Origin of the sequence: Roseococcus sp. YIM B11640 (genome assembly GCF_049727625.1) — a bacterium.
Taxonomy (GTDB): Bacteria; Pseudomonadota; Alphaproteobacteria; order Acetobacterales; family Acetobacteraceae; genus Roseococcus.
Genome location: NZ_JBBJOZ010000003.1, coordinates 263,579 through 277,305, shown reverse-complemented (window position 1 = coordinate 277,305; position 13,727 = coordinate 263,579). Strand labels below are relative to the sequence as shown.

13 protein-coding genes are annotated in these 13,727 nt (G+C 72.4%); 2 read left to right on the top strand and 11 right to left on the bottom strand.

The features are described from left to right. Window positions 1–11: 11 nt before the first annotated feature. Window positions 12–2,984, bottom strand: coding sequence for a hypothetical protein (locus WJM96_RS15230; RefSeq protein WP_424813370.1), 2,973 nt, complete (start codon window positions 2,982–2,984; stop codon window positions 12–14). A 147-nt stretch (window positions 2,985–3,131) separates the two neighbouring features. On the opposite strand from WJM96_RS15230, the gene WJM96_RS15225 reads away from it, so the two are divergent. Both WJM96_RS15225 and WJM96_RS15220 read left to right on the top strand, forming a co-directional pair. Beyond that, window positions 3,132–4,430, top strand: coding sequence for an NAD(P)/FAD-dependent oxidoreductase (locus WJM96_RS15225; RefSeq protein ID WP_424813369.1), 1,299 nt, complete (start codon window positions 3,132–3,134; stop codon window positions 4,428–4,430). A 15-nt stretch (window positions 4,431–4,445) separates the two neighbouring features. Next, window positions 4,446–4,694: a hypothetical protein gene (locus tag WJM96_RS15220; protein ID WP_424813368.1), complete on the top strand. Its 249-nt coding sequence runs from the start codon at window positions 4,446–4,448 to the stop codon at window positions 4,692–4,694. A 26-nt stretch (window positions 4,695–4,720) separates the two neighbouring features. On the opposite strand, the gene fabG is transcribed toward WJM96_RS15220, so the two are convergent. The 10 genes from fabG to WJM96_RS15170 are packed head-to-tail and all read right to left on the bottom strand — an operon-like array spanning window position 4,721 to window position 13,726. Next, a complete protein-coding gene (fabG, locus tag WJM96_RS15215) occupies window positions 4,721–5,428 on the bottom strand; it encodes a 3-oxoacyl-ACP reductase FabG (RefSeq protein ID WP_424813367.1) in 708 nt (235 codons plus the stop codon). Then, a complete protein-coding gene (locus WJM96_RS15210) occupies window positions 5,425–5,862 on the bottom strand; it encodes a phosphotransferase (protein ID WP_424813366.1) in 438 nt (145 codons plus the stop codon). Before WJM96_RS15210 ends, fabG begins: the two co-directional genes overlap by 4 nt. Beyond that, window positions 5,856–6,623, bottom strand: coding sequence for a beta-ketoacyl synthase chain length factor (locus tag WJM96_RS15205; RefSeq protein ID WP_424813365.1), 768 nt, complete (start codon window positions 6,621–6,623; stop codon window positions 5,856–5,858). The genes WJM96_RS15210 and WJM96_RS15205 overlap by 7 nt, the downstream gene beginning before the upstream one ends. A gap of 8 nt (window positions 6,624–6,631) precedes the next feature. Then, on the bottom strand, window positions 6,632–7,822 hold the full coding sequence (locus WJM96_RS15200; protein WP_424813364.1) for a beta-ketoacyl-ACP synthase: 1,191 nt from the start codon (window positions 7,820–7,822) through the stop codon (window positions 6,632–6,634). Window positions 7,823–7,834: 12 nt separating this feature from the next. Then, window positions 7,835–10,168, bottom strand: coding sequence for an MMPL family transporter (locus tag WJM96_RS15195; protein ID WP_424813363.1), 2,334 nt, complete (start codon window positions 10,166–10,168; stop codon window positions 7,835–7,837). Continuing rightward, entirely contained in the window at window positions 10,165–10,734 is a 570-nt protein-coding gene (locus WJM96_RS15190; RefSeq protein ID WP_424813362.1) for a LolA family protein, read from the bottom strand. Before WJM96_RS15190 ends, WJM96_RS15195 begins: the two co-directional genes overlap by 4 nt. Next, on the bottom strand, window positions 10,731–11,648 hold the full coding sequence (locus WJM96_RS15185; protein ID WP_424813361.1) for a hypothetical protein: 918 nt from the start codon (window positions 11,646–11,648) through the stop codon (window positions 10,731–10,733). Before WJM96_RS15185 ends, WJM96_RS15190 begins: the two co-directional genes overlap by 4 nt. Further along, on the bottom strand, window positions 11,648–11,923 hold the full coding sequence (locus WJM96_RS15180) for a 3-hydroxyacyl-ACP dehydratase FabZ family protein (RefSeq protein ID WP_424813360.1): 276 nt from the start codon (window positions 11,921–11,923) through the stop codon (window positions 11,648–11,650). Before WJM96_RS15180 ends, WJM96_RS15185 begins: the two co-directional genes overlap by 1 nt. Next, window positions 11,923–13,218: an AMP-binding protein gene (locus WJM96_RS15175; protein ID WP_424813359.1), complete on the bottom strand. Its 1,296-nt coding sequence runs from the start codon at window positions 13,216–13,218 to the stop codon at window positions 11,923–11,925. Before WJM96_RS15175 ends, WJM96_RS15180 begins: the two co-directional genes overlap by 1 nt. Next, window positions 13,208–13,726 (bottom strand): hypothetical protein, encoded by a 519-nt coding sequence (locus WJM96_RS15170; protein ID WP_424813358.1) that lies wholly within the window; start codon window positions 13,724–13,726, stop codon window positions 13,208–13,210. Before WJM96_RS15170 ends, WJM96_RS15175 begins: the two co-directional genes overlap by 11 nt. Window position 13,727 lies beyond the last annotated feature (1 nt).

Genomic DNA, 13,727 nt, shown 5'->3' with positions numbered 1-13,727 from the left:
GGCGGGCGCCGTCAGCTCGCGTAGATCAGCGTGCCTCCGCGCGCATCGGCGGCCGTCGCGAAGCCCCGGCCATCGGGCTGGGACGGCAGGTTGAAGCCCGCCACGGCATTCCCATTCGCCAGGACCGTCAGCAGGCCCGACCCCGCATCGAAGCTGACCGAGGCTTCCGATGCGGGAAGGTCGGTGACGTTGAACCGGTCTCCCACGCCGAAATCCGTGACCGTCACGCCGTCGAGATCGGCGATCGTCCCCTCGATCTCGTTGTGTCCCTGCCCGGTCGTGATGGTGCCGCCGCCGCCCACCGGGCGGATCAGGTCGTCGAAGACGGTGCCGTGGATGTACTCGGCCGGCGACGCGCCCTGGATCAGGTACTGGGCCACTGGCGCCATCCGGTAGATGGTGATGCTCTGCGGCACCGTGTCGGTCCAGTAGATGGCGTCATGCAGGCCGATATAGCTGACCTCGTTGCCAGACCCGTCGGGCCGGTAGTCGATGTTGTCGTAGACCTCCATCAACCCCATCGCCGCATCCGCCTGGAAGATCGTCGTCGTGTGCCAGCCGATCGAGGGGCTGTTGTCATCCACCTCGATCCCGGCCCAGCCCAGGCGAACCACGTCGCCCGGCTGCACCAGCTGGGACCAGTCGGCGACAGGGTCCTTCGTGCCGTTGTGGACGATGCGCCAGAACCCGCCGGACTGGTTCTCGTCGGGGTCGTTGCTGTAGTTCAGATAGGGCATGGTAGCGCCCATGCCGGCGGCGACGTTGTCGGCGATCCAGTTGCAATTGTCGTAGTTCTGCACGTCGTCATAGACGGTCGCGTAGGTGTTCACGGACTTCACCATCGCCGCCGCGCCCGCCGGGGCCACGCCCGGCTGGTAGGTGCTGACCCCGGGGTCGACGCTCCACATGTTGTACTTCGTGATCTGCGTCGGGTTGCCCAGGGAATCCGTGGCCGTGGTCACGCCGAACCACGCGCTGGCGTAGATTTGGTTGCCGACCAGGAACTGCACGTCGCCGATATCCGCGGCGAGGACGACCGGCGGGTCCCCGCCATCGGCGATCACGCGCTCGCCCTTGATGTACCAGGCGGGATCGTAGCCCTCGCCCGGCGGATCCTGCGTCGGCTGGCCCCAATAGGACTCGTTGGGCCCGGACTGCTGCTCGCTCGATGCCTGAGAGAGCGTGAAGGCCGCGAAGCCCGGCGGCACCTCGCCGAAGGCGTTCACCAGGATATCGCTGAACGCGACCATCTGGTCCGCCGTGCCGAGCGCCGCGACCGGGATGGACGCATCGACGATCACGGGCTGCGCGGTATAGGTCACGAGCGTGCCGCCCTGGCCGTCGGGCGCCAGGGAGAACTGGCCCGGCTCCTCGTCGAAAACCGTGTCCGCCCAGATCCACAGGCTGCCGACGGGCTGGCCGTCCGCATAGAGGGTGAGGACGCCCTCCGTATCATCATAGCTCGGCGTATCGGCCAGGAGCCCCGGCAGGATGATCACGTCGCCCTGCTGGAAATCGACGATCTCGGCCTCGAAGGCCCGGAGATTGCCGAGCTGGAGCTTCCCCCTCAGATCGCCGAAATGGACGACCTGCCCGTCGCCCACGGTGCCGTCGATCACCACCATGCCGCCGTGGAAGATATCGATCAGCCCCGTTCCATCCAGCGTGGCGTCAGGGCCCAGATAGAGCTTGCCCGTGACAGTGATGAGCCCGCCATTCGCGACCTCGCCGCCGAAGAAGCGCATCGTGCTGCCTGCGCCGACGACCAGGCTCGTGTCGCCGATATTGAGCGGGCCGGAACCGTCCAGGCGGAAGGTCATGCAGCCGCGGCGCGACAGCACCGCGACCTCGGCCAGCAGGGTGTTCGTGCCGGACAGCAGCAGCCGCCCGTGGCTGGAATCGCCCGTCACCGACAGCGTGCTGTCGCTGTCCAGGATCAGCCCCGATCCCGCGATGCCGGCGGGATCGGACGCCGTCCCGTTGAGCAGGATCTGCATGTCGTGGACCTGCCCGAACTGGCCGAGCCCCGTGGCCGAGACGGTGGCCGTGCCGCCCTGGATCAGCGCGGTATCGCCGGCGAGCGGCACGGATACCTGCCCGGACTCGGTCGTCCAGCGGGCGCTGTCGTACCAGTCGCCATCCGTCCCGTCCCATTGCCGCGCCGCGAGGGAGGTGAAGAGCAGCGTGCCGCCCTCGCGGCTGAAGCTCGGCACGAAGGACAGCGCCTCCGCCGCGCCCGAGAGCGTCAGCTCCCCCACGGTCTCGCCCTCGTAGGAGAGGGTCAGGATCCCGTCGTCCGCGTCCAAGCTGGCGGCATCCACGAAGCTGTCCGGCAGGGCGAGGGTGATCCCGGGCTGGGCGCCGGTGATGGTCGCGCCGAAATCCGCGGGATCGGAGATCAAGAGCAGGCCGGTTCCATCCAGGAAGCCCATCGTCTGCCCAGCCGCGACGGAGGCCCACATCTGCATCTGCCCCCCCTGCGATATGCTCACGCTGCCGCTGCCCGACAGAGGCACGTCGGAATAGACGGTGGCCCCCGCGACGATGATTTCGCCGTCATTCACCCAGCCTTCGCCCGGCCGGAGAACGATGTCGTAGCCCGCCGTGGCGGCAAGCTGGCTCCCGGCCTGCAACTCCAGCGAGCCGACCCCGATGATGAAGAAGGGCGTGCCCGAGCAGCCGGCGGCGATGGTGCCGGCGACGCTCAGGCTGCCCGGGATGCGCAGCTCCGCAGAGACATCGCTGCCGGCGATGGTGGTGGTGGCGGTGATGGCGCAGTCCCCGGCGAAGATCATCGTCGCGGGATTGCCGGCATCCGAGGAGCCCAGCTGGATCGTCAGCCCGTCGAGGGTCAGGGCGGAGACATGCACGACGCCGCTCTGGATGGTGACGCTATCGCCCGCCGCCGGCACCCCGGCGGGGATCCAGTTGCCCGGCTCCGACCAAGCGCCCTCGGTGCCATTCCAGCTGATCGATCCCGTCACAGCACCCTCCGCCCATCCTCGCCGCCCGATAGTGGGAGGGAATGTTCCGCCAGAGGAAGACAGGTTCATGCGATTTCACGCATGAGGTGCCGGAACGCCCCCGCTTCCACCCTTGACGCTCCTTCCGCGGAACCGGATTTTTCCCGCATGACGCATGATGCCGCGCCCGATGTCCTGATCGTTGGCGGGGGCCCCTCCGGCTCCACCGCCGCAGCCACCCTGGCCATGCAGGGGCGCAGCGTCGTGCTCGTCGAGAAGGAGGCGCATCCGCGCTTCCACATCGGCGAGAGCCTGCTGCCCGCCAATCTCGATATCCTCGAACGCCTCGGCGTGCTGGAGGAGGTGCGCGGGATCGGCGTGCACAAGCCCGGCGCGGAATTCGTCTCCGACCGCACGGGGCGCAGCTGCCCCTTCCCCTTCGCGCATGCGCTGAACAAGGCGCGCACCCATGCCTGGCAGGTGAAACGCGCGGAGCTCGACGCGCTGCTCTTCGCCAATGCGCGGCGCAAGGGCGCCACGACGCTGGAGAACACGCGCGTCACGGACGTCGCCTTCGCCAAGGGCGAGCGCGCGACGGTGCGCGCGAAGACCGAAACCGGGGAGGAGATCACCTTCCGTCCGCGCTACGTGCTGGACGCCTCCGGCCGCGACACTTTTCTCGCCGGGCGCATGCGCGTGAAGGTGATGAACAAGTACAACAACACCGCCGCCATGTACGCGCACTTCCAGGGCGTGGAGCGGCGCGAGGGCGATCTGGACGGCTATATCAGCATCCACCTCGCCGAGGATGGCTGGTTCTGGCTGATCCCGCTGCCCGGCGGCATCATGAGCATCGGCTTCGTCGGCAACCAGGCCGCCTGGAAGGGCCGCAAGGGCACGCCGCGCGAGCTCTTCCTGGAACGCATCGCCAGCAGCCCGACCGTCTCCGCCCGCGCGCGCGGCGCCGAGATCGTCTCGGAGATCTTCTCGACCGGCAACTACAGCTATCGCGCGCAGCAGGGCTGCGGCGAGGGCTTCCTCATGATCGGCGATGCCTACGGCTTCGTGGACCCGATGTTCTCCACCGGGGTGCTGATGGCCATGACGGCGGGCGAGCTGGGCGCGAAGGCCGCGCATGCCTGGCTGGACGATCCCGTCCGCGGCAACAAGCTGGCGGAGCGCACGAACCGCGAGCTGGCCCGCGCGATGGACCGCATCAGCTGGCTCATCTACCGCATCAACGACCCCGTCATGCGCTCGCTCTTCATGGCGCCGCGCAACACGCTCTGGATGCGCGACGGCATCATCAACATGCTGGCGGGCAACCTGCGCGGCGACCCGCGCGCCATTGTGCCCATCCTGAGCTTCAAGGCAGTGTTCCACACGCTGTCGGCCCTGCACCGGATCGGCCTCGGCCCCGCGATGCCCGAGGCGGTGCCGGCCCGTCCGCTCGCCGCCGCGGAATAGGATTGGAGACCGAGAATGAGCTTCCCGAAACTGAGCATCCTCGCCATCGGCGGCCTGCTGGCCCTGACCGGCTGCCACCGCAACGCCGAGGGCCAGGGCCCGATGGAGCGCACCGGCATGGCCCTCGACCGCGCGGGACAGGACACGGGGCAGGCCCTCGGCCGGGCCGCCGATTCGACCGGCCGCGCGCTCAACCGCGCCGGGCAGGATACGGGTGCCGCCTTGGAGCGCTCGGGCAACTGGGTCCGCAACCAGACCCAGTGATCAGCCCCCCCGGGTTGGCCGCGCGGCTAGCCCAGTCCGCCGCTGACCGCGATGGTCTGGCCGGAGATATAGGCGGCGCGCTCGGAGGCCAGGAAGGCCACGAGCTCCGCCACCTCCTCCGGCTTTCCGGCGCGGCGGGCGGGCACGAGCTCCGCGATCTTCTCGCGCGGCATGGCCGCCGCCACCGCCGGGCTCTCGATGATGCCCGGCGCCACGACATTCGCCGTCACCCCGCGCGAGGCGTATTCGAGCGAGACGGTCTTCACCGCACCGATCAGCCCCGCCTTCGCCGCCGCGTAATTCGCCTGGCCGCGGTTGCCGAGCAGGCCCGAGATGGAGGAGATCGCGACGATCCGCCCCCAGCGCGTGCCGATCATCGGCAGGATGAGCGGGCGCAGCGCCGCGTAGAAGCCGTTCAGCGTCACATCCACCACGCCGCGCCACTGCGCCTCCGACATGCCGGCGAGCGGCACGTCCTCATGCGTCCCGGCATTGTGGACGAGGATCTGGACCGGGCCGCCCGCCAGCAGCGCCTCGATCGCCGTCGCCGTGGCAGGGATGTCGGTCAGGTCGCAGGCGAAGGCGGTGCCGCCGATCTCGGCGGCCAGCGCCTCGGCGCGGGCGAGGTTGCCATGGGCATGCACCAGCACCTCGTGCCCCTCGGCCGCGAGGCGTCGGCAGATGGCGGCGCCGATGGGGCTGGACCCGCCCGTCACCAGGGCGCGGCGCGTCACGCCGAGGCCTGGATGATGATGGCGGCCTGGCCCTCGATCAGCAGCCGGTCGCCGGCCGAGATCCCGAAGCGGTAGATGAAGCCCGAGGCCTCGGCGACGAGGGCCACGGCCTCGATCCGCAGCGGGTCGGCGAGGTCTTCCAGCCGGTCCACATGCAGCGCGAGATCCCGCAGGCTGCTGACGAAGCCCACCGGCTGCGGCGCGCCGGAGGTGAGCGCGCCGTGCAGCGCCATGGCCTGCAGCGCGAATTCCACCCCGCAGACCGCAGGCAGCAGCCCGTCGCGCCGCAGCGGGTTGCCGGGGTCGCGGTGCCGCTCCGTCTCGCAGAGAATCTGCGAAAAATCCCACAGCACGGCGCGGTCGAGCAGGCACATCGCCCCGCGATGCGGCACCAGCTGCTCGATCTCCTGGCGCAGCAGCGGCGGCGTCAGCATGGCGCCACCCGCAGCTCCAGATGCGCGTCGGGCAGGTAGGGCAGCCGCAGCGTCTCGGCGCGGCGCCCGGCGATGGCGCGCAGCAGCGGGATCGCGCGCGCGGCGGCATTGCCCTCGGCCAACGCGTCCAGGCCCGGGGCCTCGGCGCGCGGGGCGGCGCCGGGCCGGAAGGCAAGCTCCAGGGAGGCCCTGGCGCCCGCCGCATCCGGGTGCAGCACCATGGCCGTGGCGAAGGGGAAATCCGTGCGCCGCACGGCATCGAAGGGCGGCGGCATGGGCGTGTCGTAGGCACAGAGGAGGATGGGCCCGCCACCGGACGCCACGGAGGTCATGGCCGCCAGCAGCCCCGCGGCGAAGGCCCCGTCATGGCCGCCGACGCTGAGCGAGGGCGCGGTCGAGCCCGCCGCGATGTGCCAGTAGCCGGCCGGGGCGTTGTGCACGGAGTTATGGAACTGGGTCGGCGAGATCATGCCGTTCGGATCATGCATCGCGGCCATCATGCCCCCGATCACGGTCCCATCGCCATTGGCACTGGCGAAGACGGTCTCCAGCGCGGCGCGATCCTCGCCCTCGGTGGCCTCCATGGCGGCGGCGAGGGCGAAACGAACGGTCGTCCCGGCGCGGCGGCGCTCCGTGGCCGCCAGGATGGCGGGCGGCGGCGCCACGGCCTCCGCCTGGGTCCAGGGCGCGAGGCCGGCCAGCACCGGCTCGGACGCGGCCCAGCCCGGCAGGCCGGGGCCCAGGACGGAAAGCCCTCCCACAAAGCACCTCAAAGCGCGCTCGTCCCCAGGATCAGGCTGCAGTTGCTGCCGCCGAACCCGAAGGAATTGCTCAGCACCCGGCTCAGGGGCGCTTCGATGTTCCCGGTCGCGACCCGCGACCGGAACGACGGGTCGGGCGTTTCGACGCCCAGGCAGCCGGGGATCAGCCCGTCCTCGATGGCGAGCATGGCCACGATGGCCTCGACGGCGCCCGATGCGCCCAGTGTGTGACCCATCCAGCCCTTGGTGGAGCTGCAAGGGACGGCCTCCCCGAAGACGTGATGGACCGCACGGTCCTCCATGGCGTCATTGGCGCGCGTGCCGGTGCCGTGGAGATTCACGTAGTCGATCGCCCCGGGCGCCAGGCCCGCCGCCGCCAGGGCCGCCCGCATGGCGCCGACCGCGCCCAGCCCGTCCGGGTGCGGCGAGGACATGTGGTGGCCGTCGCTGCTCGCCCCCGCGCCGAGGAGAAGCGGCGCGCCGGGGGCGTCGCCCGGGCGCTCCAGCAACAGCAGCCCGGCCGCCTCGCCGATGCAGATGCCGTCGCGGTCGCCCGCGCAGGGCCTTGTCGGTCCCTTGCTCAGCAGTTCGAGGGAGCCGAAGCCGTTGAGCGTGAGGCGGCAGAGGCTGTCCACGCCGCCCGTGACGGCGGCATCCGCCAGCCCGCTCGCGATCAGCGCGGCGGCCTGCATGATGGCCCGCGCGCCGGAGGTGCAGGCGGTGGAGACCACCAGCGCCGGCCCGGCCAGGCCGAGCCGCGCGCGGAGGTAGTCCGCCAGGGCCTGAAGGTCGTGCGTCCGGGCATAGTCGAAATCGTCCGGCAGCGCCGTCTGCCCGGCCGGGCGGCGGGCATGGGCCTGTTCCGTCTCCTCGATGCCGGCGGTGCTGGTGCCCACCACCACGGCCACGCGATCCGCCCCGTGGCGCGCGCGGGCCTGGGCGACGGCCGCCTCGAAGCCGTCGGCCCGGAGGGCCAGTTCGGCGAGGCGGTTGTTGCGGCAGTCATAGGCAGCGAGCTCGGCCGGGGGCGCGGCGTCTTCCAGCCCGCCGACGGCGCCCACCCAGATCCCCTCGGGCACGCCAGGGAAGGTGCAGGGCGCGAGGCCGCCGCGGCGGGCCTGCAGGCCCCGCCGCAGCGCCTCGGTGCCCGCGCCCAGCGCGGTGACGGCGCTACGGGCGGTGATGGCGAGCGGCCACATCGTTCCCAAGGCTCAGGCCCTCCCGGCGGGCGCGGAGAGTGCGCAGGCCAGCAGGAAGGCGGCCGCGACGCCGGCGGCCACGGTCAGGCCGATGCCATGCAGGACGGGCGTGTCACAGAGCGCGAGCAGGCCGAAGGTCAGCAGCGTGGATATCGCGCAGGTCAAGACGGCTCCTGGTCTGTCGTCATCGGAATGCGGGCCGCGGCCGTTCTCCGGCTCATGAGGGGCGTCCCTTATCGCGAGGAACAGCGAATAATCAATGCCGAGTCCGGCCAGCAGCAGCAGGGCCGCGACATGGAACAGGCTGATCGCCTGCCCGGAGAGCGCCAGCACGGCCAGCGCCACCAGCACCGCGCCCGCGATGGGCGCCGCCACACCGATCCCCGCCCGGACGCCGCGCAGCCCCGTCATCAGCAGCGCCAGGACCAGCACGGCCCCAGCCAGCGCCCAGCGCAGCGTGGTGGCGCCATACTCGGCCAGGAGGCGCTCCATCTGGAGCTTCACGTCGAGGAAGAGGACCCCCGGCAGGTCCAGCCCCCGCGCCGCCGCCTCCAGCGCCAGGGGGTCGGTCACGCCGGTCGCGGGCGCGATGCCCCAGACCTCCGGGCCATGCCGGCTGACGAGAGGCGAGAGCCGGGCGGACACAGTGGGCGCGCCCTCCGAGAAGCCGGCCACGTCGAGCGGCGGCAGCGACCGGCTCTGCTCGACCGCGGACAGGAACGGGGCGAAGGCCGTGGGGCGGAAGGGAAGCCCCTGGGCGGCGGCGCGGACAGCCTCGGCCAGCACGGCCGGTTCCGGCAGGGCGGCCTGGCGCTCGCGCTGGAGGGCGGGGCTCGGCAGGTAGCGGCTCGGCAGATCCAGGCCGGAGAGCAGCCCGTGCTCCGCCAGGGGCTGGATGGCGATCGCCAGCGCCTCGGAACGCGCCAGAACCTCGCCCTCGCTGCCCGGGCCGATCACGAAGAGGCTGCGGACGTCCGGCGCGCCGAGCTGCGCGCGCAGCTCCCCGTCCAGCGCCTGCTGCGCCGCCGGGATGGGGCTGAGGGCGGCAAGGTCGCGCTGCGCGGGCGGCCCGCCCATCACGGCCAGGATGGCGATGGCAGCCAGGATGGCGCCATAGGCCCAGCGCGGGCGGCCGCGCAGCCCGTCCAGCGACCGGGCCATCCAGCCCGGCAGCTTCCGGGCCGCGATGCGCGTCTCCGCCGGCAAGAGGTGCGGCAGCACCCAGCGCGTCGTGGCCGCCGCCGCCACCAGCCCGGCGCCCGCGAAGGCGGCAAGCTGCACCAGGCCCGGCAGCCCCGATCCCAGCATGGCCAGGAGCCCCACGGCCGCCGCGGCCGCCGCCAGCCGCAGCGAGGGCCAGATGCGCGCGGCCGCCTGCGGAAGGCTCTCCTCCGGCCGGCGCAGGGTGACCAGGAGGATGGGGTAGTCCACCGTCACGCCCAGCATCGTCATGCCGAAGCCCAGCGAGATGGCGTGGATGGAGCCGAAGATGGCCACCGTCGCCGCATACCCGGCCACCGTCGCCGCCAGCAGCGGCACGGCGACCAGCCCCAGCAGCACCAGCGAGCGGAAGCGCCAGTACAGGAAAGCCGCGAGCAGCGCCGCCGAGGCCAGGGTGATCATCTCCACATCGCCCCTGATCTGCCGGGCCGCCGCGGCGGCGAAGACGCCGGGGCCACTCAGCAGCAGGCGCGCCGGGCCGGGATTGGCGGCCTGGAAGGCGGCGTGGAAGGCCTCCATGGCCTCGCGCTGCGCCTCGGCGTCGAGCCCCGCCCCCTGCCCGCGCGCCACCAGCAAGGCGCGGCCGGCGCCGGGGGCGAACCAGGCGCCATCGGCGCTTTCGATGCGGCTGTCGCCCAGCCAGCCGGCCGCGAGGCCCAGGAAGGCCCCGGTCGGGTCAGCGAAGCCGAAGCGCGCCAGCAGCGGCGAGGCCGCCGAGCGCAGCCCGTCCAGCAGCGCCTCCAGCTTCGGCCGCAACCCTTCGGCGGTGAAGGCCTCCGGCCTCGTATCCGGCGAGAGCAGGTAGCGATGCCGGAAGAGGAAGGCCTGCTCCTCCTCCGAGAGCCGCAGACTGCCGTCGCCCACGAAGGCGAACCGGCCCGAGGCGCGCAGCGCCGCCGCCGTCTCGCGCGAGAGCCGCGCCAGCTCCTCGCGCGGCGCGCCCTCGATGGCGGCCAGCAGCAGGGTCGTGGCCGCGCCGCTCTGCAGCTCCCGAAAGAGGAAGGCGCTGGCCGGGGTGCGCCCGGCGGGCAGGAACTCCACGAGATCGGCGCGCGGCGGGGCGCGCCAGGCCAGGAGCCCGCCCGCGACCGCCAGCACCAGCAGCACGGCCAGCAGGCGCCTCATGGGGCGGGGCGGATCCTCATGCGGGTCGTGCTGCCATTGCCCTCCGTGTCCACGCCGGTCACCTGGGCCGCCTGCCCCATGACGAGGATGCGCTGCACCGAGGAGCGCACGCGGATCGAGAGCGGCCTCAGCTCGAGGCGCCAGGCGCCGTCGTGGCGGCCCTCGAAGCCGACCTCGTAATGGCGCCGCAGGGCGGCGAGATCGCCGGCCAGCGTGCCCCGGATGGCCTCGACCAGGGCCAGCATCTCCGGCTGGTCCGCCAGCGTGAATTCCCGCCGCACGTCGCGATCCCGCCGCTCATAGACCAGACGCCCGCCGGAGACGGACATCAGCTCGTCGATCGGCGTGAGCGTGTGCTTCTCCAGCCGGTCGGGCGCGGTCCAGGCGAGCGTGCCCTCATTGGGCAAAGGCAGGTCCAGCTCGGGGATGGAGCGCTCCTCGGTGAAGCGGTCCCGCCGCTCGCGCACCGCGGCCAACCTGCGCAAGAGCTCGGAGAGCTCGTCCGGCTGCGCCCCCGCGGGGCGGGCCAGGAGCATGGGCACCCCGAGCAGCACGCGTCGCCTCATCGCCCCTCCTCCGCCCAGAAGTCGTGGAAGTTGAACCAGTTGTAGGGGTGCTCCCGGCAGATCGCCTCCAGCCTCGACGCATAGCGCGCGACGGAGGCCGCGATGGCCTGCTCGCGCTCGGCGCGCGGGCTGGTCCCGCCTGGCGAGAAGGGCTCGAAGCGGACCTCGTAGTGGCGCGGGCCTCGCCAGATGCCGAAGGCCAGCATCACCGGCGCGCCCAGCACCTCGTGCAGGAGATGCGGCCCGGTGGGCAATGGCGCGGGCTGGCCCAGGAAATCCGCATGCCGCACCCGCTCGCCCCGCGGAATGCGGTCCGCCAGCAGGCCGACGAGGCCCCCCGCCTCCAGCGCCTCGCGGACGCGGAGCATGGAGCCCGGCTCGCCCAGCGGGATCACGGCGGCGGCGCGGCCGGGGCCGCCCATCCGGTCGAAGATCGCCTTCAGCCGGGCATTGGTCTCGTGCATCAGGACGGAGACCTCGACGGGCGAACCCGCATCGGCCACGGCGCGCAGGGCCTCGAAGCTGCCGAAATGCGCGCCGAAGAGCAGGCAGCCGTGGCCCTCCGCGATGATCTCGCGCAGCGCCTCCAGCCCCGTGATCTCGATGGTGAAGCCGCGCGTGTCGCCGGGGACCAGCCAGACGCGATCCAGGATGGTGGAGGCGAAGGCGAAGTAGAGGCGCCAGAGGTCCCGGAGGCCTGCCGGCCGGCCCAGGGCGCGGCCCAGATACCGGCGCGCCACCGCCCGCTGCCGGGGCGAAGAGATCAGGAAATAGCCGGTGATCGGGTAGAGCAGCGCCTGCGCCACGCCCCAGCCGAGACGCCGCGCGATCCAGATCATAACGTGGACGATCCAGTCGCTGCCGCGCTCGGGGGCCGCCGTCCAGGCGGTGCCGGGACCGGCACCGTCCGGCATCAGAGCTCGCCCAGCAGAACGGTCTTGCCGTCGCAGCGGCAGGTGAAGTGCGTCCGGCCGCCGGCCCGGGGCTCGTAGTGTATCTCGACCTCGGCGCCGGGCGCGACAGGGGCCGCGAACTTGGCGCGCAGGATGCGGCGCGGCGCTCCGGCGGGCCCCGGGGCCGATTTCAGCACCGCATCCAGCAGCAGCACGCCGGGCACGATGGGCCGGCCGGGAAAATGGCCCGGCAGGGCCGGGTGGCCGGCCGGCAGGGTGAAGCGCGCCACCGTCATCAGCCGAGCGCCGCCAGCGCCTGCCTGGGCAGCTTGCCGAGCCCATCGCGCGGCAGGGCGTCCACCAGGATCATCCGGCGCGGCAGGAAGGCCGGGTCCACCCGCCCGCGCAGCGCGACGAGGATGTCCTCCGCCGAGCGGCCGGGCGCCACGACATAGGCGGTGAGGCGCGAGGTGGGGTTGCTGTCGAGGTCCTCAGGCGCGACGAAGACGCCGTCCAGCACGCCCTGCACGGCCGCCAGCGTCCGGTTCAGCTCCGCGAGCGAGGCCCGCTTGCCACCGAGCTTCACGACGTCCGACAGGCGGCCCAGCAGGCGGAAGCGGCCATCCGCATCGAATTCCAGCTCATCGGACAGGGCGACATCGCCGAGGCCCGGCACGTTCGCGACGCCGGGGCGCAGCGACACGCCCGAATAGGGCAGCCAGCGCTCATCCTCGATGGTGCGACGGCTGGCCATGGAGCCCGCCTCGCTCGCGCCATAGATCTCCAGCATCGGCGTGCCCCAGTCGCGCTCCACCGCCTCGGCCGTCTCGCGCGGGAGGGGCGCAGTGGCGGAGATGACGGCCTCCAGGCGGGGCATGGGCCGGCGGTCGGCCAGCATGGCGCGCAGATGCAGCGGCGTGGTGACGAGGATGCGGCGCTCCGGCACCGCTTCCAGCGCGTCGCGCACGTCGGAGGGGAAGAAGGTCGCGCCCGAATGGATCGCGGTGCGGGCCAGCAGCGGCAGCAGCATCGTCGTCTCGAAGCCGTACATGTGCTGCGGCGGCACGGTGGCGACGAGGCTGGCGACTGGCTCATCCCTCAGGCCGAAGCGCTCGGCGGCGGCCATGGTGGCCGCCACGAAGGCCCCCCAGGGCTTGGTGTGGGCGGTCGGCTGGCCGGTCGAGCCGGAGGTGAAGGCGATGGCCGCCACGCGATCCATGGGGATGCCAGGCCATTCCGCCCGGCCCCCCTCCCACGGCGCATCGACCCGCTGGATCGGCAGCTCCGTGCCGGGCCGCTCATGGTCCAGCATCGCATAGGCGCCGGGATAGCCGGCGGTCACCATGTCGAGATAGGCCGGCGTCGCGCTGGGGCCGCCACCCAGCAGCGTCGGGTGCCCCCGCAGCAACGCGGCCATGAAGCCGAGCAGGGCGAAATACCGGTCGGCGCAGAGGTTCACCGCGTAGCCGCTCTCGGGCAGACGGGCGGCCAGGGCCGTGGCCTGGTCCAGGAAGGCGCCCGCGGATACCGGGCCGCGGGCGCCGCGGTAGCAGATCGTCTCCTCCCGCCCCCTCCAGAGGTCACGCCGCATGGGGAGCCTCCCCGCGCCGCGTGCTGGCCCGCCAGATGGCCTGGAAGGTACGCCAGGGCGTGGCGATGCCGAGCTGCGGCATGCGCCAGCTCCGGAACAGGTGCTCGCCGAGGAAGAAGCCTGTGAAGGCGATCGCCTGCCACCGCCCGACCGCCGCCATCGGCCAGAGATCGGCCATGGCCAGCGCATGCAGCAGCGCGAAGCCGGCCAGGAGCCAGGCCCAGGCCGAGGTCAGCCCGCGCGTATAGCCCTCGCATTCCGGCGGCAGGCCCAGGCGGTCGCAACGCGCATAGCGGGTGATGAGCGGTACCTGGCCAGGACGCAGCGTCATGGCGAAGCGCAGGCAGACCACGAGATTGATGGCCGCGGCCAGCAGCGCGGGGCCATGGCGGCCCGCGATCCAGAAGGCCAGCGCGCCGAAGGCGAGCTCGGGCACGATCGCCAGCGCCCAGATCGCCGGTCCGGTCCAGGACAACCCATCGCCGGCGGAACCTCGCCGCGCGGACACG

Coding starts and splice junctions, on each gene's coding strand:
- WJM96_RS15225 (WP_424813369.1), top strand. CDS start 3,132: ATGACGCATGATGCCGCGCCCGATGTCCTGATCGTTGGCGGGGGCCCC.
- WJM96_RS15220 (WP_424813368.1), top strand. CDS start 4,446: ATGAGCTTCCCGAAACTGAGCATCCTCGCCATCGGCGGCCTGCTGGCC.
- WJM96_RS15210 (WP_424813366.1), bottom strand. CDS start 5,862: ATGCTGACGCCGCCGCTGCTGCGCCAGGAGATCGAGCAGCTGGTGCCG.
- WJM96_RS15200 (WP_424813364.1), bottom strand. CDS start 7,822: ATGTGGCCGCTCGCCATCACCGCCCGTAGCGCCGTCACCGCGCTGGGC.
- WJM96_RS15195 (WP_424813363.1), bottom strand. CDS start 10,168: ATGAGGCGCCTGCTGGCCGTGCTGCTGGTGCTGGCGGTCGCGGGCGGG.
- WJM96_RS15190 (WP_424813362.1), bottom strand. CDS start 10,734: ATGAGGCGACGCGTGCTGCTCGGGGTGCCCATGCTCCTGGCCCGCCCC.
- WJM96_RS15185 (WP_424813361.1), bottom strand. CDS start 11,648: ATGCCGGACGGTGCCGGTCCCGGCACCGCCTGGACGGCGGCCCCCGAG.
- WJM96_RS15180 (WP_424813360.1), bottom strand. CDS start 11,923: ATGACGGTGGCGCGCTTCACCCTGCCGGCCGGCCACCCGGCCCTGCCG.
- WJM96_RS15175 (WP_424813359.1), bottom strand. CDS start 13,218: ATGCGGCGTGACCTCTGGAGGGGGCGGGAGGAGACGATCTGCTACCGC.